Consider the following 21,252-nt stretch of genomic DNA (forward strand, 5'->3'; position numbering starts at 1 on the left):
TTTGGGCCAGTTGACTCGTCGGTAATGTCGACGAACAGCGGACGCTGCGGTGCGTGCAAGCTCAACGGCTATGGGACGGTGCCGGTTGACACCGGCTACAGAGATTGGCGGCGCCGTGGGGCGCCGCGGGTCTCTGCCAATCTTCAGTGCAATTGCCGGTAAATCTCTTCGGCCAAGGCGCTCGAAATGCCCTCGACCGTCATCAGGTCTTCGACACTGGCGTCGATGACCCCGCGCAGGCCACCAAAGCGTGCCAGAAGGCGCTGGCGGCGTTTGGCGCCGATACCCTCGATCTCTTCCAGACGCGACGCCTGGCGGGTCTTGGCGCGCTTGGCGCGCATGCCGGTGATGGCGAAGCGGTGCGCCTCGTCGCGGATCAGGGCCACCAGCATCAGCGCTGCCGATTCCTTGCCCAGTTCCTGCGCCGGACGGCCATCGGCGAAGATCAGGGTTTCCAGGCCCACGCGGCGCCCTTCCCCCTTGGCCACGCCGACGATCATCGACAGGTCCAGTCCCAGCTCGGTAAACACCTGGCGCGCCATCTCGACCTGGCCCTTGCCGCCGTCGACCAGCACGATGTCGGGCATCACGCCGGCGCCGGCCAGCACTTCCGCTGCTACCTTCTCGTAGCGGCGCATCAGCACTTGCCGCATGGCCGCGTAATCGTCGCCCGGCGTGATGCCGTTGATGTTGAAGCGGCGGTACTCGCCGTTCTGCATCGCGTGGTGGTGGAACACGACGCACGACGCCTGCGTCGCCTCGCCTGCCGTGTGGCTGATGTCGAAGCACTCGATCCTTAGTGAGTCGAGATCGTCGGTCTCCAGCCCCAGCGTGTCGGCCAGCGCGCGCGTGCGCAATTGCTGCGAGCCCTGCTCGGACAGCAGGCGCGCCAGCGCGATCTCGCCGCCCTTCTGCGCCATCTCGAGCCACTGGCGGCGCTGGCCGCCCGGCTGCAGCACGAGGTTGATGCGATGGCCGCATTGCTCGCTGAGCGCCAGGATCAGCTCGGGCTGGTCGAACTCGACGTTCAGGATCAGCGTGCCCGGGATGAACTGGCCCGCGTAATGCTGAGCCAGGAACGCGCACAGCACCTCGACGTCGAGCGGGCATTCGCCCAGCGACTCGCCGACATGGCTCGGGAAGTAGGCACGGTCGCCCAAATGCCGCCCGCCGCGCACCATCGCCAGATTGACGCAGGCGCGCCCGCCCTGCAGCACGACCGCGATGACGTCGACATCCGCGTCGCCCACGGTTTCCATGCTTTGCGCATGCAGCACTTTCGACAGCGCCTGGATCTGGTTGCGCACGCCGGCCGCCTGCTCGAACTTCAGGTCCATCGCGTAGGTCTGCATCTTGTTCTGCAGGTCGGCCATGACTTCGCTCTGGCGCCCGCGCAGGAATCGCGCGGCGTTCTCGACGTCGAGCTTGTACTGCTCTGGCTCGATCAGCTTGACGCATGGCGCGCTGCAGCGGCCGATCTGGTGCAGCAGGCACGGCCGCGTGCGGTTGGCGTACACGCTGTCTTCGCAGGTGCGCAGCATGAACACGCGCTGCAGCAGCTGGATCGATTCCTTGGCCGCCCAGGCGCTTGGGAACGGGCCGAAGTACTGGTTGCGCTTGTCCAGCGCGCCGCGGTAATACGCCATGCGCGGCGCTTCACCGCCCGTGATCTTGATGTACGGGTACGACTTATCGTCGCGAAACAGGATGTTGTAGCGCGGCTTGAGCGACTTGATCAGGTTGTTTTCGAGGATCAGCGCTTCGGCTTCGCTGCTGACGATCGTCGTTTCCAGGCGCGCGATCTGCGACACCATCATCGCGATGCGTGGGCTCGACAGATTCTTCTGGAAATAGCTCGAGACGCGGTTCTTCAGATTGCGCGCCTTGCCGACGTACAGCACATTCTCGGCTGCGTCGAAGTAGCGGTATACACCAGGCAGGCCCGGCAGGCGATTGACGGTCGCGAGCACTTGCGCGCGTACGTCGGGCTCGACCTTGGGGCTCAGTTCGCGGTTGGCCTCGGCACGCGACTGATCACGCGCCTCCGCCAGGCGTTCGCGCCCCAGGCGCGCCGTCAGTTCGGGCGTGAGTTCGACACCGCTGTCGGTGGGCGTGGTGGGTACGACGGGCTTTGCTTCGGACATGAATCTCTTGAAAAGGGGTCAGGCTGGCGCGGGGGCCTGGGTGACGATGACGAACGCGACGCCGTAATCGGCCTCGTCGCTGATCGACACCTGGGCGCTGAGCCGGTTCTGTTGCATGAATTCTTCGAGCGCGCCGCTGCAGACGATCATCGGCTTGCCACTCGGGGCATTGAGCATCTGCATCGAGCGCCAGGTCATTGGCATGCGGATCCCGGTGCCGATGGCTTTCGAGAACGCTTCCTTGGCCGAAAAACGGGTGGCCAAAAAGCGCAGCCCGCGCACAGCGTTCTTGGCGCTGCGGGCGTGGTACTTGGCCAGCTCTTCCGGGCCCAGCACTTTTTCGGCAAAACGCGGGCCACTGCGCGCGAGCGCCGCTTCCACGCGCGAAATCTGGACGATGTCAGTGCCGATACCGTAGATCATGCCGGCCCGGTCCCGCTCGTATAGGCCGTGCCCAGGCGCGCCGCGACCATGATCGCCTTCATCTCGCGCACGGCGTTTTCAAAGCCCACAAACAAGGCGTGGCCAACGATGGCGTGACCGATGTTCAGCTCATGCAGGTCCTTGATGGCCGCGATCGGCTGGACGTTGGTGTAGTGCAGGCCGTGGCCGGCATTCACGCGCAGGCCGCGCTGGACGCCTTCGCGCGCACCCATGCGGATGCGCTCAAGCTCGTGCGCGACTTCGCCCGGCGTGGCCTCGGCGTAGCGGCCCGTGTGCAGCTCGATCACGGTGGCGCCGACGGCGGCGGCCGCCTCGATCTGGCGCGCGTCGGCATCGATGAACAGCGAGACGCGGATGCCCTCGCCCTTCAACTGCTTCACGGCCGCCTCGACCTCGTTGTAATAACGCACGACATCGAGGCCACCTTCGGTCGTGACTTCTTCGCGCCGCTCCGGCACCAGGCACACGTCCTGCGGCTTGACGCGGCAGGCGAAATCGATCATCTCGCGCGTGACGGCCGCTTCCAGATTCATGCGGGTGGCCAGCAGCGGGCGCAGCGCGATCACGTCGGCGTCGCGGATGTGGCGGCGGTCTTCACGCAGGTGCAGCGTGATCAGGTCGGCGCCCGCCTGCTCGGCCAGCAGCGCGCCGCGCAGCGGGTCGGGATAGGTCGTGCCGCGCGCATTGCGCACGGTGGCGATGTGGTCGATGTTCACGCCCAGGTCGATCACCTGGCCAACGGGTTGCAGGAAGCTCATGGTGTTTGCTCTTGTTTTACAGTTGCATCAAGTCGATCAGGATCTGGCGCGTATTGAGCGGCTGGCCGCCCAGGTGGTGCGCCAGCAGGAAGCGCATCAATTGCTTGCTCTGCGCCTGCGTGGCCGGGTCAGTATAGTCTTCGCGCTCCATGTCCAGCAGCGTCTTGCCCAGCACCACGGGCCAGACTTCGCCCGCACTGGCTTCACGGGCGCCGCGTTCGGGGTCGACCACATACATACCCTCGAGCGTCAGCTGGCTGCGCGTCACGGTACTGCGACTCAGGTCGGCAGCGACCCCAGTCTCCTTAAGTAAGGCCCGTTCGAATTTTCGCAAGACAATTTGCGCAGGTTCGCCGTGCGCCAACTGGTTCAAGGTCGAGACATAGTGGTCGAACAGGGCCGGATGGCGGTCGTCGCGCGCCAGCAGCTTGACGAGGAGTTCGTTGAGGTAGAAGCCGCACAACAGCGCCGTGCGCTCCAGCGGCAGCATGCCGCCGACCCATTCGGCGTCGATCAGCGTGCGCAGTTCGGACTTGCCGCTCCACGACACGGAGAGCGGCTGGAAGGTTTGCAGCACACCGCGCAGCTTCGAGAACGGGCGCTTGGCGCCCTTGGCCACGACACCCACGCGACCATGGTCGCGCGTGAACATGTCGATGATCAGGCTGGTTTCTTTGTAGGGATAGCTGTGCAGCACGAAGCCGGGCTGGCCGATTACACGGCCGTCACGCGCCGAGGTCCTGGAAGATGCGTTGGTAGGTGCGCTGGCCGACGCGCGGGTCCGCTTGGCGGGCGGTGGCGCCGCCTGCTCGGGCGCGTCGTCGATCAGGTCATCGTGGCTCGGCATGCTGTGTGGGCGCGCTCCGGGAACTTACTCGTAACCATAGGCGCGCAGGCCCATTTCATTGTCGGCCCAGCCCGATTTGACCTTGACCCAGATTTCCAGGTACACGGGACCGCCGAACAGCTTTTCCATGTCGAGGCGCGACTGCGTCGAAATTTCTTTCAGGCGCGCACCCTTGTTACCGATGATCATCGATTTATGGGTGTCGCGCTCGACCAGGATCGCGGCGAACACGCGGCGCAGATTGCCCTCTTGCAGGAACTGCTCGATCAGCACGGTACTGGTGTATGGCAATTCGTCGCCCGACAGGCGGAATACTTTTTCGCGGACGATCTCGGCAGCGAGGAACTTTTCGCTGCGGTCGGTGATGTCGTCCGGGCCGAACACGGGCGCATTCTGCGGCAGGTGGTTCTTGATCTCGTTTTCCAGCGCATCGGTCTGGAAGCGCAGCTTGGCCGAGACCGGCACGACGGCGGCAAATTCACGCATCGCCGCGATCTTTTGCGCGAACGGCATCAAGACGGCCTTGTCCTTGACGTGGTCGGACTTGTTCAGCACCAGGATCACCGGCACGTTCTTTGGCAACAGATTAAGGACCTGTTCATCCGCCGGACCGAACGTGCCGGCTTCGAGCAGAAACAGCACGACGTCGGCCGAGATCAGCGTGTTCGAGACGGTCTTGTTGAGCGTCTTGTTCAGCGCATTGGCGTGCCGGGTCTGAAAGCCCGGCGTGTCGACGTAGATGAACTGGGCGTCGTCGCGGGTCTGGATGCCGGTGATGCGGTGGCGGGTGGTCTGCGCCTTGCGCGACGTGATCGACACCTTGGCGCCGATCAGGACGTTCATCAGCGTCGACTTGCCGACGTTTGGACGGCCAACGATGGCGATATAGCCGCAGCGGAAATTGTCGGGGATGGCGTTCATACTTTTTTGCTTCCTGGTTGTTCTGGCTTTGCCGCAGCCGGCGCCAAGGATTGGTCTGGGGCGCCGCCCTGATTGGTGGCGATGCCGGCCAGCTTGAGCTGGGCCGTGCGCGGCTTGGCCTTGCGGCTCACAGGCGACTTGGCCAGCGCCTTCTGAGCGGCGCCCAGTGCCAGGCTGGCCGCAGCCTGCTCGGCAGCGCGGCGGCTGCCACCGCGCCCGAACACTTGCACACTTAATTTGGGCACCAGGCATTCGACTTCGAATTCCTGGCTGTGCGCGGCGCCGTGCGTGGCCACCACATTATACGTCGGCAGCGCGATCCGCTTGGCCTGCAGGAATTCCTGCAGCAGCGTCTTGGCATCCTTGCCCAGCGTGCCGGGGTCGACCGTATCCAAAAGCGGAATATAGAAGGCGCGGATGACGTCGCGCGCGCTGTCGAAGTCGGCATCGAGGAAGATCGCGCCCAGCAGTGCTTCGAGCGTATCGGCCAGGATCGAGGGGCGACGAAAGCCTCCCGATTTCAGTTCACCCTCACCCAGGCGCAGGAACTGCGACAGGTCGAGCTTCTGGGCGATTTCGAACAGCGCCTGCTGCTTGACGAGATTGGCGCGCAGACGCGACAGGTCGCCCTCGTCGAGGCCACGATAGCGTTCGTACAGGATCGAGGCGACGACGCAGTTTAGGATCGAGTCGCCCAGAAATTCGAGGCGCTCGTTATGCAGCGCGCTATGGCTACGGTGGGTCAGGGCTTGCTGAAGCAGCCCGGCATCCCGGAATGTATAGCCCAAGCGCGTCTGCAATAACTGATGATTCATTGTCGGTGTCGTGTGCGTGGCCGGCGCCAGGCGCCCTGCCACGAAGTCCATATGGCGTGAAAGTACGGTTACGGTGCGGCGGTGCTGGCCTCGGCGACGATGCCGCTCGGGTCCGTGGTGCCGGAAAAATCGATGAGGATGCTGACGTTGCCGGCCAGGGGCAGGCGTTTTTCGTAGGCGAAGCTGATCTCGAGGTCGCCATCGTCGCGTGTGAAGACCAGGTCGGCCCCGCGGATGGCTTCGACATCGTTGACGCTGGTATTGCGGTCAAACGCCGCCTGCATGGCGCGCACCGTACCGCCTTCGGCCTTGGTCTTGACGATCGCAGTCTTGATCGCGTTGTACTCGATATAGGCCGGAATCATGCGCATCGCAAAGACCAGCACGAGGCCGATCACGGCAAGGGCCACGATCAGGCCGGTCAAGGTGACGCCCTGCTGTTTGCTCCGGACCATACGCACCTCTTTAATGAATGCCGCCAACGCGCTTGAAGTTGCCAAAGTTCATCCAGACGACGAATGCCTTGCCCACGATATTACGGTCTGGCACGAAGCCCCAGTAGCGGCTGTCGGCGCTGTTGTCGCGGTTATCGCCCATCATGAAATACTGCCCGGCCGGCACGACGCAAGTGAATTTGTCTTCCGTATAGTCGCAGGCTTCGCGCAGCGGGAACTGCTCGACGCTGGGGAAGTCAAAGTTGCGACGATCGGCCGTGTTCAGGATGCGGTGTTGCGTGAAGCCGCCCGGACTCGGCAGTTTTTCTTCGAGCTGCTTGTGGTAGACCGGATGCTGGTCGTCCAGGTAATCGTTCAGCGGCGTGTACTCGACGGCCTTGCCATTGACGGTCAGGCGCTTGTCTTCGTAGGTGATGGTATCACCAGGCACGCCAACGACGCGCTTGATGTAATCCTGGCTCATGTCCTTCGGATATTTAAACACCATCACGTCGCCCCGCTGCGGGTCATTGATCTGGATAACTTTCTTGTTGATGATTGGCAGGCGAATACCGTAGGTGTACTTGTTCACCAGGATGAAGTCGCCTACCAGCAGCGTCGGCACCATCGATGACGACGGAATCTTGAACGGCTCCCACAGGAACGAACGCAGGATGAACACCATGGCAATCACCGGGAAGAAGCTGCCCGAATACTCGACCCATGTCGGCTGGCGCACGTGCGCCGCTTCGATCGCGGCGCGGTTGCCGTTGTGGTCGACCTTGATGCCCTCGGCCACCAGCTTGGCGTTGCGCGCATCGTACTCGCGCAGCGCGGCATCGGCTGCGCGTCGGCGCTGCTTTGCCAACACAAACCGGTCCAGGCACCAGATGATGCCCGTGATGACCATCAGCACGAACAGGATCAGGGCGAAATTGCTCAACACGGGTTGCAGGTTCATTATTTGTCTTCCACCTGGAGGATCGCCAGGAACGCTTCTTGTGGAATCTCCACCGAACCGACCTGCTTCATGCGCTTCTTACCTGCCTTTTGTTTCTCGAGCAGTTTCTTTTTACGGGAAATGTCGCCGCCGTAGCACTTGGCCAGCACGTTTTTGCGCAGTGCCTTCACGTTTTCACGCGAAATGATCGTTGCGCCAATCGCCGCCTGGATCGCCACGTCGAACATCTGACGTGGAATCAGTTCGCGCATCTTCGCAGCCACCTGACGGCCACGGTACGGTGCGTTGGCACGGTGCACGATGATCGCCAGCGCATCGACCTTCTCGCTGTTGATCAGCATATCGACCTTGACGACGTCGGCAGCGCGGTTTTCCTTGAACTCGTAATCCATCGACGCGTAACCGCGCGAGGTGGACTTCAGGCGATCGAAGAAGTCCAGTACGATCTCGGCCATCGGAATTTCGTAGTGCAGTTTCACTTGGCGACCGTGGTAGGCCATGTCCATCTGGATGCCGCGCTTGCCGTTACACAGCGTCATAACGGCGCCCACGTATTCTTGCGGCATGTACAGATTGACGTCGACGATCGGCTCGCGCACTTCGTTGATTTTTGACGGTTCCGGCATCTTCGATGGATTGTCGACGCGGATCATGGTGCCGTCGCGCATTTCGACTTCGTACACCACGGTCGGGGCCGTCGTGATCAGGTCCATGTCGAATTCGCGCTCAAGGCGCTCCTGCACGATTTCCATGTGCAAGAGGCCCAGGAAGCCGCAGCGGAAGCCGAAGCCCAGCGCCTGCGAGACTTCGGGCTCGTACATCAGGGCCGCATCGTTCAGCTTGAGCTTTTCCAGCGAATCGCGCAGCGCGTCGTACTGGTTGGCCTCGACCGGGAACAGGCCGGCGAACACTTGCGGCTGGACTTCCTTGAAGCCCGGCAGCGGTTCGGCGGCCGGCTTGTTGGCCAGGGTCACCGTATCGCCGACCTTCGCGGCGGTCAGTTCCTTGATGCCGGCGATGATGAAGCCCACCTGGCCGGCCGACAGCGACGGCAGCGAGACCGAACGCGGCGTGAACACGCCGATGCTTTCGACCAGGTTCACCGAACCGGTCGCCATCAGGAGGATCTTGTCTTTCGGGCGCAGTGTGCCGTTGATCACGCGCACCAGCATCACGACGCCGACGTACGGGTCGTACCACGAGTCGACGATCAGCGCCTGCAGCGGCGCATCGGCGTCACCTTTCGGTGGTGGCACGCGGGCGATCAGCGTTTCCAGCACGTCTTCGATGCCCAGGCCCGTCTTGGCCGAGCACATCGTCGCGTCGCTGGCGTCGATGCCGATAACGTCTTCGATTTCCTTGCGCGCATTGTCCGGGTCGGCGTGCGGCAAGTCGATCTTGTTCAGGATCGGCACCACTTCGACACCCAGGTCGAGCGCGGTGTAGCAGTTGGCGACCGTCTGCGCTTCCACGCCCTGCGATGCGTCGACGACCAGCAGCGCGCCTTCGCAGGCGGACAGCGAGCGGCTCACTTCGTACGAGAAATCGACGTGACCCGGGGTGTCGATCAGATTCAGGTTATAGACCTGGCCATCGCGCGCCTTGTAATGCAGGGCCGCGGTCTGGGCCTTGATGGTGATGCCGCGCTCGCGTTCCAGGTCCATCGAATCGAGCACCTGGGCATCCATTTCACGGTCCGACAAGCCGCCGCACAGCTGAATGATGCGGTCAGCCAGGGTCGATTTACCGTGGTCGATGTGGGCGATGATGGAGAAGTTACGTATGTTGTTCATTAACAGAGCTCAAAACCAAATAGACCGCGAATGCGGCGGATACGACTGAATCAGGGTGCACGTGCCGCGCGCGGCAAACAGAAAAAGCGCCGCGCCGGGGCCGTGCCGGTCCCCAGGCGAGCGCCATGGCAAAGCAAACAATTCTGGGGAGGGCCGTCTTGAAACACGCCAACCCGGCATTTTACCGGATTTCGGGACGCCCAACGGGATTTCGGGCCTGCTCCTCGAGGTAGGCCAGCACCGCGGCGCGGTCGAGGAAGTAATGGCACAGCTCGGGCTGGTCGAGCGCGCCATACAGCACCGGCACCAGCTCGTCGAAGCGCGCCACCAGCGCGGGATCGGCATCGACGTCCAGCACGCTGATGGCGAACGGCTGCGCCGGGGTTTCCAGGGCCCGCAGCGCCACCAGCATGTCATCGCACAGGTGGCAATATCCCCGCGCGTACAACGTGAACGGCACGGGCAGCGCGGCGGGCACTGCGCGCATCAGGGACGCGGCTTGATGGTCAGGTATTGCGTGGCGCCGTCGCGCTGCACCAGCAACGCCACCGGCTTCGCCTTGTCATGCTTGGCCAGCAGGCCCGCGAACTGTTCGACGCTCGTCAGCGGCGTGTTGTTCCACTGCAGGAGCACGTCGCCCGGCTCGATGCCGGCGCTGGCTGCAGCGCCCGTTGCGCTCTCGACCAGCACGCCACCCTCCACGCCCAGCTGGCGGCGGTCGGCCTGCGGGATGGCTGACAATGTCAAACCAAACGCATTGGCCGTCGCGCCCTGTGCCGGCTTTTTCGCCGCAGGCTTGCCGGGTGTCGATTTCTCGTCCTGCAGCTCGACGATCGTGACCGGCACTTCGACCTGCGCGCCGCGGCGCCAGACGGTGACGCTGGCGCGGCTGCCGACCTTGGCGGCGCCGACCAAGCGTGGCAGGTCGCGCGTGGTCTCAACGGGCTGCTTGTTGAAGGCCAGGATGATGTCGCCAACCTTGATGCCGCCCTTCTCGGCCGGCCCGCCCGCCTCGACCATCGACACTTCGGCGCCGCGTGCCTTGCCCAGGCCCAGCGACTCGGCCACGTCGCGCGTGACTTCACTGATCTGCACGCCGATGCGGCCCCGCGTGACCTTGCCGCTGGCCTTGAGTTGTTCGGAGACACGCGTGACTTCATCGATCGGCACCGCGAACGAGATGCCGTTGTAGGCGCCGGACAGCGTGGCGATCTGCGAATTGATGCCGATGACTTCGCCGCGCATATTGATCAACGGACCACCAGAGTTGCCGGGGTTGACCGCCACATCGCTCTGGATCAGCGGCAGGTATTCGCCCGTGTCGCGCGACTTGGCCGAAATGATGCCGGCCGTGACGGTGTTTTCGAGGCCGAATGGCGAGCCGATCGCCAGCACCCATTCGCCGACGCGGATCTTGCTCGAGTCGCCCGTGCGCAGGTACGGCAGGTTGGTGGCGGTCAGCTTGAGCAGAGCCACATCGGAGCGACGGTCGGCGCCCAGCACCTTGGCCTTGAATTCACGCCGGTCGGTCAACGTGACCGTGACTTCGTCGGCGCCTTCGACGACGTGGGCATTGGTCAGCACGTAACCATCGCCCGAAATGATGAAGCCGGAGCCGACGCCGCGCTGGACTTCGCGCTCTTCTTCGGCTTGCGGCGGGCCGCGCCGACCACCGCGCGGTGGCATCTGGCCACCGAAGAAGCGGCGCAAGAATTCCTGCATTTCTTCTTCGCCAGGCGCCCCGCCGCGCGTGCTGACACGTTCGGTGGTGCGGATATTGACGACGGCCGGGCCGACCTTGTCGATCACATCGGTGAAGTCGGGCAAGCCGGTGACGGTGGGCGCGGACACAGGCGCGGCGCCGGCGGCGTACGCAGGCGACAGGGAGAGTACTGAGGTGCCGGACACGAGCAGTGCCGACAAGAGCAGGCTGGCAGTTTTACTGGTCATGGATTCGCTGTTGAATGGCTAAGATTGACCAAATGGTAAGCCAAAAACGGCGCTTTGTCGCGTCACCAGGTGTCGCGTGCAGGGCGGCCCCGGCTGCACAGCGTGACAGCCTGATCTGAGGAGGACGCGCGGCTCAGGAAGCGCCAGGATTGGCGAGGATGACTGCCTGGCCCGTCGACTCGGTGGCGCCGCTGACACCATCGCCACCTTCGGGCGCCAGTGCCACCGGCTCAGCCGCCAGACGCGCCGCCAGCCGTTCGGCAAAGCCGGGCGACAACGCTGGCGCGGGTGTTGCGCGCAGCGTGTCCCTGATCAGGTGATACCGGTCCCACGCCGCCTTGCCATCCTTCTCCTGAAGTGCGGCAAGCGCAAGCTCGGCGTCGGCCTGCGGCAATTCGCCGTCGACCAGTGCGGAGATATGCGCGCGTAGTGTCTCGTTGGTGTCCATCGGAGTGTCCGTCGACGTCGGTGTGTTCACGGTAAGTTCAATCTTAATGCTGTGTTCGTACGATCCCGCTACCTACCGTCGTTTGTCAACCGGAAATTCAAGCAAAGGCCGCAATTTGTCGGCAATGACTTCGCGCGCCCGAAAAATACGACTGCGCACCGTACCGATGGGACAGGCCATGACTTCGGATATTTCTTCGTAGCTGAGTCCTTCTATTTCGCGCAAGACAATTGCCGTGCGTAGTTCCAGGGGTAGCGCTTCCATGGCCGCATTCACCGTATGGGCGATCTGCTTACTGGCGAGCATTGACTCTGGCGTATTAATGTCACGCAGACTGTCCGCATCGTCGAAGCCTTCGGCCCCTTCGGCGTCGGTCTCGGTCGAGGTCGGCGCACGCCTGCCCTGGGTCACCAGGTAATTCTTGGCCGTGTTGATGCCTATCCGATAGAGCCAGGTATAAAACGCGGAATCACCGCGAAAATGGCGCAGTGCCCGATATGCCTTGATAAACGTTTCCTGCACGACGTCTTCGGCTTCCGCCGGATCGTGAACAAGACGCGACACCAGGCGCATCAAGCGGCGCTGGTACTTGGAGACGAGCAGATCGAAGGCCTTCTGTTCCCCTGCCTGCACGCGCTCCACCAGCACTTGATCACTCTCGCGTTCTGTCGTCACGGACCATGCCCCATTGGCGACCCTCTCCTAAGAGTTGATCCCCTGCAATAAGTTCAAAGTATTTTTGTCGCTTCGTCGCGCGCACCCTGCGCCAACGACCGTACAGCCACGGACAGCGCACGAAAGTCGCCTGGCGACATGCTGTCGGGCAGTACGACGAGCGTTACGGTCTTGCCAGCCGCCGTGCGCAGACGCAGCAGGATGCAGCCCGGCCAGACCGTGGCCCCTGGCAGCAGCGTCACCGCAACGCCTTCGGAGGTGGGTCCGGATGAACCCGCTACGTGCAGTGCGCCCGCCGCGCCGGCTGGGCGCATCTCTTGTTGTACCGTCAGGCGTAGCTGCCCAAGTCCAGAAATATCAAGGCGGTGCGCCGTTCCAAATTTGGGCAAAAGTGCATGGGAATCAGCCTGTGAGCAAGCCTGTAGACGATGACGATGACGATGACGATGACGATGACGATGACGATGACGTGCGCGGACCAGTGGCCACCCCAGCGCCGCAGCGCCCGCCAGCGGCACAAGGGCGACGAGGCCGCCAAACGCAAAGCGTTCAGGCGTGCCGAGGCCGATGACCAGGGCGGTCGCAATGAGGGCGCCGCCGAACCCGGCGCACAGCCAGTACAGGCAAGGCGACGGCCGGACGACGACAGACACCGCACAGTTCATACAACGGGGGAAGCATGAATAACAAGAATCGGCTGGCCCGGCGGGCAAGCTGCGGACGTTGCCGCCAGCACCGGGACATCACCGCTGTAGAACAACAAGCGGGGCAATGCACCGGGCTACAGAAGCGCCCATCCCGTTCGACCGGGATGGGGCTGGTCAAGTTCAGATTTTCGCGAAAACGAGCGTACCGTTGGTACCGCCGAAACCGAACGAGTTCTTCACCGCGTAATCGATCTTCATCTCACGCGCCGTGTTGGCGCAGAAGTCCAGGTCGCACTCGGGATCCTGGTTGAAGATGTTGATCGTTGGCGGCGAGATCTGGTTATGGATCGCCAGTACCGTGAACACCGATTCCAGGCCGCCGGCGCCACCAAGCAGGTGACCGGTCATCGACTTGGTCGAATTCACGACAATCTTCTTGGCATGGTCGCCAAACACGCGCTTGATGCCGCGCACTTCTGCAGCATCGCCCAATGGCGTCGAGGTACCGTGCGCATTCACGTACTGGACCTGGTCGGCATTGATGCCGGCGTTGTTGAGGGCATTGACCATGCAACGTGCCGCGCCACTGCCATCCTCGACCGGCGAGGTGATGTGGTTGGCGTCCGCGCTCATGCCGAAGCCGATGACTTCAGCATAGATGCGGGCGCCGCGCGCGACAGCGTGTTCATACTCTTCGACGACCATGACACCGGCGCCCTCGCCCAGCACGAAGCCGTCGCGGTCGCGGTCCCAGGGACGCGAGGCCGTGGCCGGATCATCGTTGCGGGTCGACAGCGCGCGTGCCGAGGCGAAACCGCCCAGGCCCAGTGGCGACACGGTCGACTCGGCGCCGCCCGCGATCATCACGTCGGCGTCGCCGTATTCGATCAGGCGCGCTGCCGCGCCGATACTGTGCAAGCCAGTGGTACAAGCGGTAACGATGGCCAAGTTCGGGCCACGCAGGCCGAACTTGATCGAGAGATCGCCCGAGATCATGTTGATGATCGAGGCTGGCACGAAGAATGGCGAAATACGGCGTGCACCGCGGTTCGTGTATTCCTCTTTGGTGGCTTCGATCAGCGGCAAGCCGCCGATGCCCGAGCCGATCACCACGCCAATGCGGTCCGCATTGTCTTCGGTGACAACCAGACCCGAATCCTGCAGGGCCTGGATACCGGCTGCCATACCGTAATGGATAAAGCTATCCATATGGCGGCCTTCTTTGCCCGGCAGGTAATCCTCGACGACGAAGTTCTTTACTTCACCAGCGAAGTGGGTCGTGAATTGCGACGCATCAAACTTGGTGATGGCGGCAATCCCCGACTTGCCAGCCAGCGCTGCATCCCACGCTTCGGTAACGGTGTTACCGATTGGTGAAATGCAACCCAGGCCAGTGACGACGACACGGCGGTTGCGTGAACGACTCAAGCGATTCTCCCAAAAACTGTAAAGCGACTACTCAGACCCGACTCAGGCTTTGACGTGCGCGGTAGCGTAGTCGATGGCTTGCTTGACGGTGGTGATCTTCTCAGCCTGTTCGTCAGGGATTTCCATTTCGAACTCATCTTCCAGAGCCATCACCAGCTCGACGGTGTCCAGCGAGTCAGCACCGAGGTCGTCAACGAACGAGGATTCGATTTTGATGTCTGCTTCAGCAACACCCAGTTGCTCAGCGACGATTTTTTTAACGCGTTGTTCGATATCCGACATGTTGTAGCTCCATTAAGGTATGTGTTGCGGAAAGTGCGCGCATTTTATCAGGTTTGCGACCTGAAAAACTATTTTCGGCGACTGCGCCTAACTCGCCGGAAAGTCCTGCTAAAAGTCGGGATTGCACCGATATCGTCCTGTTCAAACGGGTCCAATTATCGTGCAATCCAGCCCTTTATTGCTGCTGATTTCTTACTTGATGCTTAATATACTTAATTCATGTACATGCCGCCGTTCACATGCAGCTCGGTGCCCGTGATGTAGGCCGCTTGCGGACCGGCCAGGAACGCCACCGCATGCGCGATGTCTTCCGGCTGGCCCAGGCGGCCCAGCGGAATCTGAGTCAGCAGTGCAGCATGCTGGTCGTCGCCCAGCGACTTGGTCATGTCGGTATCGATGAAGCCCGGCGCGACGCAATTGACGGTGATATTGCGGCTGCCGATCTCGCGCGCCAGCGCGCGGGTCATGCCGGCCACGCCGGCCTTGGCCGCTGCGTAGTTCATCTGGCCCGGGTTACCCGAGGCGCCCACCACCGACGTGATGTTGATGATGCGGCCGGCCTTGGCCTTCATCATCCCGCGCAGCACCAGGCGCGACAGGCGGCCGACGGCGGTCAGGTTGGTGGCGATCACGCCATCCCACTCTTCGTCTTTCATGCGCATGGCCAGGTTGTCCTGGGTGATGCCGGCATTGTTCACCAGGATCGACAGGCTGTCGAATTCCTTCTGCACATCCGCCACGACGGCCGCGCAGCGTTCGCTGTCGAGCACGTTCAGGACGACGCCCTTGCCGCCGAACGGCGCCAGGTAGTCCGAGATCGCCTGCGCGCCGGCATCGCTAGTGGCAGTGCCGACGACTTTCGCGCCCTGACGGGCCAGTTCGAGAGCGATGGCCTTGCCGATGCCGCGCGATGCGCCGCTGATCAGGGCGACTTGGTTTTCCAGATTCATGGTGATCCTCTTGTTGGGGTTAGTGGTGCAGCGCCGGCGTTACGCGTTGAACGTGGCCAGCACGCGCTCGAGCGCGGCCTGGTCGACCAGCGCGTCGCCGACCAAGGCCGGATCGATCCGCTTGGCCATGCCCACGAGCGTCTTGCTCGGTGCGCACTCGATGACCTGGGTGACGCCATCCTGCGCCATCTTCTGCATCGTCTCGACCCAGCGCACCGGGCCGGCGGCCTGGCGCACCAGCGCATCCTTGATCTGTTCCGGATCGCTCAACACGACGACATCGACGTTGTTGATGACGGGGATCTGCGGTACGGCAAAGGTGAGCGTGCGCATGTATTCGCGCAGGCGGTCCGATGCGGGTTTCAGCAGCGACGAGTGGAACGGCGCCGACACCGACAGCTTCATGGCGCGCTTGGCGCCCTTGGCCTTGGCGATCTCGCAGGCGCGCTCGACCGCAGCCGTGTGGCCGGCGATCACGATCTGGGTCGGCTCATTGAAGTTGACTGCTTCGACGACCTCGCCCTGTGCTGCTTCAGCACAGACTGCGCGCACGTCGTCGGCTTGCAGGCCGAGAATGACGGCCATGCCGCCCTGCCCGACCGGCACCGCGTCCTGCATCGACTGCGCGCGAAAGCGCACCAGCGGCACAGCATCGGCAAACGGGATCACGCCAGCGGCGACCAGCGCCGAGTATTCACCCAGGCTGTGACCGGCAACAACGGACGGAATCGGGCCACCGGCCGCGATCCAGGCGCGGTACACGGCCACGGCGGCGGTCAGCATGACCGGCTGGGTATTGGTGGTGAGGTCGAGGTCTCCTTTCGGGCCGTCAGCGATCAGGCGCTGCAGATCAAAGCCAAGGGCGTCGGAGGCTTCCTGCACGGTCTGGTCGACAACCGGGTTGCCGGCGAAACCGTTCAGCATGCCCACTGCCTGGGCGCCTTGTCCGGTAAACAGGAATGCGAAGTTGCTCATCGTGATATATCCGTAATAATTGGTTCTTGGGAGTGCCGCTGGTGATTGCGACGCGGCGTGCGACTCGTTACATGCGCGCCAGCACGGCGCCCCAGGTAAAGCCGCCGCCCACGCCTTCCATCAGCACGTTCTGGCCTGGCTTGATGCGGCCATCGCGCACCGCCTGGTCGAGCGCCAGCGGGATCGAAGCGGCCGACGTATTGCCGTGCTCATTGACGGTGACAACCATTTTTTCCAGCGGCAGGCCGAGCTTCTTGGCGGTGCCGTTCATGATGCGGATATTGGCCTGGTGTGGCACCAGCCAGTCGATCTGGTTCGGCGTGACGCCGGCGGTATCGAGCACTTCGTGCGCGACTTTCTCGAGCACCGACACGGCCAGCTTGAACACCGCCGGGCCGTCCATGTGCAGGAAACCGCTGCCAGCAACGGCGCCGCCCGCCAGGTTGCCCGGGATCGACAGAATGTCGGCGTGGCTGCCATCGGCGTGCAGTTTGGTGGCCAGAATGCCCGGCTCGTTCGACACTTCCAGCAGCACGGCGCCGGCGCCATCGCCGAACAGCACGCAGGTGCCGCGGTCATTGAAGTCGACGATGCGCGAGAAAATCTCGGAACCGATCACGAGCACGCGCTTGTGATTGCCGGCGCGGATGAACGCGTCGGCCGTCGACAACGCATAGACGAAGCCGCTGCAGACCGCCTGCACGTCGAAGGCGGCGCTGCCATTGGCCATGCCCAGCTTTTGCTGGACGATGCAGGCCGTACTCGGGAAGCTGCCGTGGAAGTCGGGGGTGGAACTGGCGACGATGACGAGGTCGATATCGCCCGCCTCGCGGCCCGCCATCTCGAGCGCGCGGCGCGCGGCGTGCACGGCGAGGTCGGATGAGAGCTCGTCGGCGGCGGCGAAGTGACGCGCCTCGATGCCGCTACGGGTAACAATCCATTCGTGCGACGTTTCGACACCTTGCGCAGCCAGCCGCGTGGCCAGCGCTTCATTGGTGACACGGTTGGCCGGCAGGTAGCTGCCGGTGCCGGTGATTTTGCTGTACAGGGTCATTGCTTCACCATCCGCTCGGTTATTGCGCCTGGCGCTCGATCGTGGACACGGACTCGAGCACCGGCATGGGCGCTTCGGCAGCGCCCGTTGAATTCGGCATCAGCTCGGTAATTAGTGCCGACAACTGTTCTTGCACATTATTGTGCGCGGCCTCGTAGGCACGCTTGATCGCCCATTCGAATGAATAGGCGTTGGCACCGCCGTGGCTCTTGAACACCAGGCCCTTCAGGCCCAGCAGACCGGCGCCATTGTAGCGCTCGGGATTGAGTTTCTTCATCGCCTTGCGTGCGAACACGGCGCCGACCATCGACATGATGTCGGACTTGAAGGTCGATTTCATGAAGCGCGACAGGCCTTCAATCGCCTTGAGCATCACGTTGCCGACGAAACCGTCGCAGACGACGACGTCAACGGTGCCCTTGAAGATGTCATTGCCTTCGACGTTGCCGTAGAAATTGAGCTTGCCGCGGGCAGCATCGTCGCGCAGCAGCACGCCGGTGGCCTTGACCACTTCGTTGCCCTTGATGTCTTCGGTGCCCACGTTCAGGAGGCCAATGGTCGGACGGGGAATGCCTTCGATTGCCGAGCACAGCACCGAGCCCATGATGGCGAACTGGTGCAGGTGATGCGGTTCGCAATCGACGTTCGCACCCAGATCCAGGATGTAGGTCGGCCCGTTCTTCTGGTTCGGCATGATCGAGCAGATCGCCGGACGGTCGACGCCGGGCATCGTCTTGAGCACGTAGCGCGAGACGGCCATCAGGGCGCCGGTGTTGCCGGCCGAGACGCAGGCATTGGCGCTGCCGTCTTTCACCAGTTCGATCGCCACGCGCATCGACGAATCCTTCTTGCGGCGCAGGGCCACTTCGATCGGATCGTCCATTGCAACGACTTCGGATGCGTGCTTGATCGTCAGACGCGGCAATTTGTCGCCGTGGTGTTTCTTGAGTTCTGCGCGCAGCACCTCTTCGACGCCCACGAGCACGAGCTCGGCGTCAGCCTGCTTCTTGAGGAACGAGATTGCTGCCGGAATGGTTACTGACGGGCCGTGATCGCCACCCATGCAGTCAATGGAAATTTTTATGGTCATGTATTGGGAATGCCGCGGCTCACACAGGACTGGCGGCCAGATGGGATCGATTCGTCGCCAGGAGGCGCACAGGATCCGCGCTGCTCAACATGACGGGGCGAAATGCATGCCCGTGATGCCAACAATGCCTGAGCAGATGCCAAAGAAAAAGCGGCGCCACGCAGATAACATACGTTGCGCCGCTTTCATGGTTCTAAAAGCCAGGACGTCGATTACTCGTCGTTTTTGGTCTTCAGAACTTTGCGACCACGGTAGAAACCGTTAGGGCTGATGTGGTGACGCAGGTGCGTTTCGCCGGTGGTTGGCTCGACTGCCAGGTTTGGTGCAACCAGGAAGTCGTGCGAACGGTGCATACCGCGCTTCGATGGGGATTTTTTATTCTGCTGAACAGCCATGATAACTCCTAATACTAAGTTCTAAAATTTTAACACATTCGACGTGCAACGATTTGCGCATCGAGTATCCCAGCAGCAATCTTCAAGGATGTCCCCGGGATTGCCGACACGTTTCCGTCTACTTCTACTACCAATGCCATACTCGAGCGCTGCACGCGTCTGACACATTCTTTTTGCAAATTTTGGGCGACATTCTTTCTACGCTGCCGCCACCGTACTGCGAAACCGATCCTGCTGTATTTGGTACTACATCACTCTGTCTTGAGATTCTTGAGGCCGGCAAATGGCGACGGCTTCTCGTTCTTCAGGCTGTCCAACAGCTTGTTTTCTGGGCAGACATCGTGCTTTGGCGACTGCGGCAACGCCAGCAGCGCTTCGTCTTCGAGCAACTGACGAATATCGCAGGTATGGCTGCCAACGATCACATCGATGCTGTCATCGTCGAGAACGATCTCGATGGCATCGGCTTCTTCGTCATCCTTACCCAGCACCAGCATGGTCGACGAATCGATTTCGTAATCCATGGGTTGCAGGCAACGCTGGCATTCCAGCTTCACGTGACCGGCGACCTCAAGGGTCAGCGACGGATAACCGTGACGGGTTTGACCACCTTGCATCGTCCAGCGGATGTCGCCGCCTTTTTCGGAACTCTCTGCGGCCAGCCGGGTCATCTCGACCAGGGGCGTGCTGCCTTCACGAAAACCATCGCTCTTGCAAAACTCGAAGGCATCAATAATGAAAGCGCTCATTTAGAAAGTCGTCCCGGAAAACCTGCGATAATAGCAGGCTTTTCACCGCAGCGCCATGAAACTGTGGCTTCGCTGCCGATTTATCCCGAGGGCCGCATGCTACCAAGTTCCACCCCGCCCCGCCTGATCCTCGCCTCGAGCTCGGCGTACCGGCGCGAATTGCTGGGCCGGCTTGGCCTGCCGTTCGAGGCCATCGCACCCGATCTCGATGAAACCCCGCTGCCAGGCGAAACACCGCCGGCGACCGCGCTGCGCCTGGCGCGCGCCAAGGCCGAGGCCGTGGCAAAGCTGCATCCGGGTGCGCTCGTGATCGGCTCCGACCAGGTCGCCACACTCGACGATCTGCAGATCGGCAAGCCGGGTGACCATGCGCGCGCGCTGGCGCAGCTGCAATTGATGCGGGGCCGTGAAGTCGTGTTTCATACGGCGCTGTGCCTGTGGGACGGGCGCGCTGCGAACCCTGCCGCTGCTGCCCAGGTCGACAATGTGCAGGTCCGCGTGCGCTTTCGCGACCTGCCAGATGCCGAACTCGACGCCTATCTGCGCATCGAACAGCCATACGATTGCGCCGGCAGCGCCAAGAACGAAGGCCTGGGCATCGCCCTGATCGACCACATCCACTCGCTTGATCCGACCGCCCTCACCGGCTTGCCGCTCATCGCCCTGACCGGCATGCTGCGGCGCGCCGGTGTGCGCTTCTTCGGCACCTGACCACTTACCTGAAACGACCCATGCCCGGCACCCTGTACCTGATTCCCAATACCCTCGGCCCACTCGACGCCGCGCCCGGCTGCCTGAACAGCCTGCTGCCGACGCAAGTGCAGGCACTGACCAGCTCGCTCGACTATTTTGTGGCCGAAAACGCCAAGACAGCGCGCGCGTTCCTGAAACTGATCGCGATCGACCATCCGCTGGCCAAGCCGCTGCAGGAAATCGAGATCGCCGAACTGAACGTGAACACGCCGGCCGCGGCGCTGACGCAATTGCTGGCGCCGCTCCTGGCGGGGCGCGATGCGGGCCTCGTGTCAGAGGCGGGTGTGCCAGCGGTGGCCGATCCCGGCGCCGACCTCGTGCGCCTGGCGCATCAGCATGGGATTGCCGTGCGGCCGCTGGTCGGCCCGTCGTCGCTGCTGCTGGCCGTCATGGCCAGTGGCCTGAACGGCCAGAGTTTCGCGTTCAACGGCTATCTGCCGACCGATGCGGCGCTGCGCACGAAGCGCATCCGCGAGCTGGAAACCCGCTCACGCGGCGAGCGCCAGACGCAGCTGTTCATCGAAACGCCGTATCGCAATGGCGTGATGCTCGAGGCGCTGGTGGCGGGCTGCCAGCCGGGCACGCTGGTGTGCGTGGCCACCGACCTGTCGCTGCCGAGCGAGTCGGTGCGCACCATGACGGCGGCAAAATGGAAGGCGGCCTTGGCGGGCGACAAGGGGCCGGACTTCCACAAGAAGCCGACCGTGTTCCTGCTGCTGGGGCAATAAGGGAGAGGTCG

At 62.7% G+C, this 21,252-nt stretch carries 24 protein-coding genes; 2 read left to right on the forward strand and 22 right to left on the reverse strand.

Annotated features, from left to right (window positions below; translation table 11 throughout):
* Positions 1 to 143: 143 nt before the first annotated feature.
* From uvrC to NX775_RS03575, 22 genes are all read right to left on the reverse strand, one after another.
* Positions 144 to 2,144, reverse strand: coding sequence for an excinuclease ABC subunit UvrC (gene uvrC, locus NX775_RS03470; protein WP_258834731.1), 2,001 nt, complete (start codon positions 2,142 to 2,144; stop codon positions 144 to 146).
* A gap of 18 nt (positions 2,145 to 2,162) precedes the next feature.
* Complete coding sequence (gene acpS / locus NX775_RS03475) at positions 2,163 to 2,567, reverse strand: holo-ACP synthase (RefSeq protein ID WP_258834732.1); 405 nt, start codon at positions 2,565 to 2,567, stop codon at positions 2,163 to 2,165.
* Entirely contained in the window at positions 2,564 to 3,346 is a 783-nt protein-coding gene (gene pdxJ, locus NX775_RS03480; protein ID WP_258834733.1) for a pyridoxine 5'-phosphate synthase, read from the reverse strand. The genes acpS and pdxJ overlap by 4 nt, the downstream gene beginning before the upstream one ends.
* Positions 3,347 to 3,362: 16 nt before the next feature.
* Complete coding sequence (gene recO / locus NX775_RS03485; RefSeq protein ID WP_258834734.1) at positions 3,363 to 4,193, reverse strand: DNA repair protein RecO; 831 nt, start codon at positions 4,191 to 4,193, stop codon at positions 3,363 to 3,365.
* Positions 4,194 to 4,217: 24 nt separating this feature from the next.
* Entirely contained in the window at positions 4,218 to 5,114 is an 897-nt protein-coding gene (era, locus tag NX775_RS03490; RefSeq protein ID WP_258834735.1) for a GTPase Era, read from the reverse strand.
* On the reverse strand, positions 5,111 to 5,902 hold the full coding sequence (rnc, locus tag NX775_RS03495) for a ribonuclease III (RefSeq protein WP_258834736.1): 792 nt from the start codon (positions 5,900 to 5,902) through the stop codon (positions 5,111 to 5,113). Before rnc ends, era begins: the two co-directional genes overlap by 4 nt.
* Before the next feature lie 95 nt (positions 5,903 to 5,997).
* A complete protein-coding gene (locus NX775_RS03500; protein WP_258834737.1) occupies positions 5,998 to 6,384 on the reverse strand; it encodes a DUF4845 domain-containing protein in 387 nt (128 codons plus the stop codon).
* A gap of 10 nt (positions 6,385 to 6,394) precedes the next feature.
* Entirely contained in the window at positions 6,395 to 7,324 is a 930-nt protein-coding gene (gene lepB, locus NX775_RS03505; RefSeq protein WP_258834738.1) for a signal peptidase I, read from the reverse strand.
* Positions 7,324 to 9,117, reverse strand: a complete 1,794-nt coding sequence (gene lepA, locus NX775_RS03510) for a translation elongation factor 4 (RefSeq protein WP_183558236.1) — start codon at positions 9,115 to 9,117, stop codon at positions 7,324 to 7,326. Before lepA ends, lepB begins: the two co-directional genes overlap by 1 nt.
* 181 nt (positions 9,118 to 9,298) lie before the next feature.
* Positions 9,299 to 9,604, reverse strand: a complete 306-nt coding sequence (locus NX775_RS03515) for a glutaredoxin family protein (RefSeq protein WP_258834739.1) — start codon at positions 9,602 to 9,604, stop codon at positions 9,299 to 9,301.
* Entirely contained in the window at positions 9,604 to 11,067 is a 1,464-nt protein-coding gene (locus NX775_RS03520) for a Do family serine endopeptidase (RefSeq protein ID WP_258834740.1), read from the reverse strand. The genes NX775_RS03515 and NX775_RS03520 overlap by 1 nt, the downstream gene beginning before the upstream one ends.
* 133 nt (positions 11,068 to 11,200) lie before the next feature.
* On the reverse strand, positions 11,201 to 11,515 hold the full coding sequence (locus NX775_RS03525; protein WP_258834741.1) for a sigma-E factor negative regulatory protein: 315 nt from the start codon (positions 11,513 to 11,515) through the stop codon (positions 11,201 to 11,203).
* Between the two features lie 72 nt (positions 11,516 to 11,587).
* Positions 11,588 to 12,190 (reverse strand): RNA polymerase sigma factor RpoE, encoded by a 603-nt coding sequence (rpoE, locus tag NX775_RS03530; protein ID WP_258834742.1) that lies wholly within the window; start codon positions 12,188 to 12,190, stop codon positions 11,588 to 11,590.
* A gap of 53 nt (positions 12,191 to 12,243) precedes the next feature.
* The gene (locus tag NX775_RS03535; RefSeq protein ID WP_258834743.1) at positions 12,244 to 12,843 is read right to left on the reverse strand and encodes a protein YgfX; all 600 of its coding nucleotides are present in this window, start codon (positions 12,841 to 12,843) and stop codon (positions 12,244 to 12,246) included.
* A gap of 174 nt (positions 12,844 to 13,017) precedes the next feature.
* Positions 13,018 to 14,265 carry a beta-ketoacyl-ACP synthase II gene (fabF, locus tag NX775_RS03540; RefSeq protein WP_183558217.1) on the reverse strand — a complete coding sequence of 416 codons (1,248 nt, stop codon included), beginning with the start codon at positions 14,263 to 14,265 and terminating at the stop codon, positions 13,018 to 13,020.
* A gap of 42 nt (positions 14,266 to 14,307) precedes the next feature.
* On the reverse strand, positions 14,308 to 14,547 hold the full coding sequence (gene acpP, locus NX775_RS03545) for an acyl carrier protein (RefSeq protein ID WP_020653257.1): 240 nt from the start codon (positions 14,545 to 14,547) through the stop codon (positions 14,308 to 14,310).
* A gap of 212 nt (positions 14,548 to 14,759) precedes the next feature.
* Complete coding sequence (gene fabG, locus NX775_RS03550; RefSeq protein WP_258834744.1) at positions 14,760 to 15,497, reverse strand: 3-oxoacyl-ACP reductase FabG; 738 nt, start codon at positions 15,495 to 15,497, stop codon at positions 14,760 to 14,762.
* A 39-nt stretch (positions 15,498 to 15,536) separates the two neighbouring features.
* Positions 15,537 to 16,472 carry an ACP S-malonyltransferase gene (gene fabD, locus NX775_RS03555; protein WP_258834745.1) on the reverse strand — a complete coding sequence of 312 codons (936 nt, stop codon included), beginning with the start codon at positions 16,470 to 16,472 and terminating at the stop codon, positions 15,537 to 15,539.
* A gap of 67 nt (positions 16,473 to 16,539) precedes the next feature.
* Positions 16,540 to 17,526 carry a beta-ketoacyl-ACP synthase III gene (locus tag NX775_RS03560; RefSeq protein ID WP_307732053.1) on the reverse strand — a complete coding sequence of 329 codons (987 nt, stop codon included), beginning with the start codon at positions 17,524 to 17,526 and terminating at the stop codon, positions 16,540 to 16,542.
* 19 nt (positions 17,527 to 17,545) lie between these two features.
* Entirely contained in the window at positions 17,546 to 18,616 is a 1,071-nt protein-coding gene (gene plsX / locus NX775_RS03565; RefSeq protein ID WP_258834746.1) for a phosphate acyltransferase PlsX, read from the reverse strand.
* Between the two features lie 212 nt (positions 18,617 to 18,828).
* A complete protein-coding gene (gene rpmF, locus NX775_RS03570) occupies positions 18,829 to 19,011 on the reverse strand; it encodes a 50S ribosomal protein L32 (protein WP_028104096.1) in 183 nt (60 codons plus the stop codon).
* Positions 19,012 to 19,262: 251 nt separating this feature from the next.
* Positions 19,263 to 19,760: a YceD family protein gene (locus tag NX775_RS03575; protein ID WP_183558204.1), complete on the reverse strand. Its 498-nt coding sequence runs from the start codon at positions 19,758 to 19,760 to the stop codon at positions 19,263 to 19,265.
* Positions 19,761 to 19,856: 96 nt separating this feature from the next.
* Here NX775_RS03575 and NX775_RS03580 point away from each other — a divergent pair, with 96 nt between their 5' ends.
* Complete coding sequence (locus NX775_RS03580) at positions 19,857 to 20,471, forward strand: Maf-like protein (protein ID WP_258834747.1); 615 nt, start codon at positions 19,857 to 19,859, stop codon at positions 20,469 to 20,471.
* 20 nt (positions 20,472 to 20,491) lie between these two features.
* The gene (locus NX775_RS03585; protein ID WP_258834748.1) at positions 20,492 to 21,241 is read left to right on the forward strand and encodes an SAM-dependent methyltransferase; all 750 of its coding nucleotides are present in this window, start codon (positions 20,492 to 20,494) and stop codon (positions 21,239 to 21,241) included.
* Positions 21,242 to 21,252: the final 11 nt, after the last annotated feature.

Source organism: Massilia aurea (assembly GCF_024753205.1).
GTDB lineage: Bacteria > Pseudomonadota > Gammaproteobacteria > Burkholderiales > Burkholderiaceae_D > Telluria > Telluria aurea.

What these genes read in the sequence shown, in the direction of transcription:
- acpS (WP_258834732.1), bottom strand. Translation starts at nt 2,567, where the DNA reads ATGATCTACGGTATCGGCACTGACATCGTCCAGATTTCGCGCGTGGAA.
- NX775_RS03575 (WP_183558204.1), bottom strand. Translation starts at nt 19,760, where the DNA reads ATGAGCGCTTTCATTATTGATGCCTTCGAGTTTTGCAAGAGCGATGGT.
- NX775_RS03500 (WP_258834737.1), bottom strand. Translation starts at nt 6,384, where the DNA reads ATGGTCCGGAGCAAACAGCAGGGCGTCACCTTGACCGGCCTGATCGTG.
- NX775_RS03560 (WP_307732053.1), bottom strand. Translation starts at nt 17,526, where the DNA reads ATGACCCTGTACAGCAAAATCACCGGCACCGGCAGCTACCTGCCGGCC.
- lepA (WP_183558236.1), bottom strand. Translation starts at nt 9,117, where the DNA reads ATGAACAACATACGTAACTTCTCCATCATCGCCCACATCGACCACGGT.
- pdxJ (WP_258834733.1), bottom strand. Translation starts at nt 3,346, where the DNA reads ATGAGCTTCCTGCAACCCGTTGGCCAGGTGATCGACCTGGGCGTGAAC.
- rpmF (WP_028104096.1), bottom strand. Translation starts at nt 19,011, where the DNA reads ATGGCTGTTCAGCAGAATAAAAAATCCCCATCGAAGCGCGGTATGCAC.
- fabD (WP_258834745.1), bottom strand. Translation starts at nt 16,472, where the DNA reads ATGAGCAACTTCGCATTCCTGTTTACCGGACAAGGCGCCCAGGCAGTG.
- fabG (WP_258834744.1), bottom strand. Translation starts at nt 15,497, where the DNA reads ATGAATCTGGAAAACCAAGTCGCCCTGATCAGCGGCGCATCGCGCGGC.
- NX775_RS03585 (WP_258834748.1), top strand. Translation starts at nt 20,492, where the DNA reads ATGCCCGGCACCCTGTACCTGATTCCCAATACCCTCGGCCCACTCGAC.
- era (WP_258834735.1), bottom strand. Translation starts at nt 5,114, where the DNA reads ATGAACGCCATCCCCGACAATTTCCGCTGCGGCTATATCGCCATCGTT.
- uvrC (WP_258834731.1), bottom strand. Translation starts at nt 2,144, where the DNA reads ATGTCCGAAGCAAAGCCCGTCGTACCCACCACGCCCACCGACAGCGGT.
- lepB (WP_258834738.1), bottom strand. Translation starts at nt 7,324, where the DNA reads ATGAACCTGCAACCCGTGTTGAGCAATTTCGCCCTGATCCTGTTCGTG.
- plsX (WP_258834746.1), bottom strand. Translation starts at nt 18,616, where the DNA reads ATGACCATAAAAATTTCCATTGACTGCATGGGTGGCGATCACGGCCCG.
- recO (WP_258834734.1), bottom strand. Translation starts at nt 4,193, where the DNA reads ATGCCGAGCCACGATGACCTGATCGACGACGCGCCCGAGCAGGCGGCG.
- acpP (WP_020653257.1), bottom strand. Translation starts at nt 14,547, where the DNA reads ATGTCGGATATCGAACAACGCGTTAAAAAAATCGTCGCTGAGCAACTG.
- NX775_RS03520 (WP_258834740.1), bottom strand. Translation starts at nt 11,067, where the DNA reads ATGACCAGTAAAACTGCCAGCCTGCTCTTGTCGGCACTGCTCGTGTCC.
- NX775_RS03515 (WP_258834739.1), bottom strand. Translation starts at nt 9,604, where the DNA reads ATGCGCGCAGTGCCCGCCGCGCTGCCCGTGCCGTTCACGTTGTACGCG.
- NX775_RS03580 (WP_258834747.1), top strand. Translation starts at nt 19,857, where the DNA reads ATGCTACCAAGTTCCACCCCGCCCCGCCTGATCCTCGCCTCGAGCTCG.
- NX775_RS03525 (WP_258834741.1), bottom strand. Translation starts at nt 11,515, where the DNA reads ATGGACACCAACGAGACACTACGCGCGCATATCTCCGCACTGGTCGAC.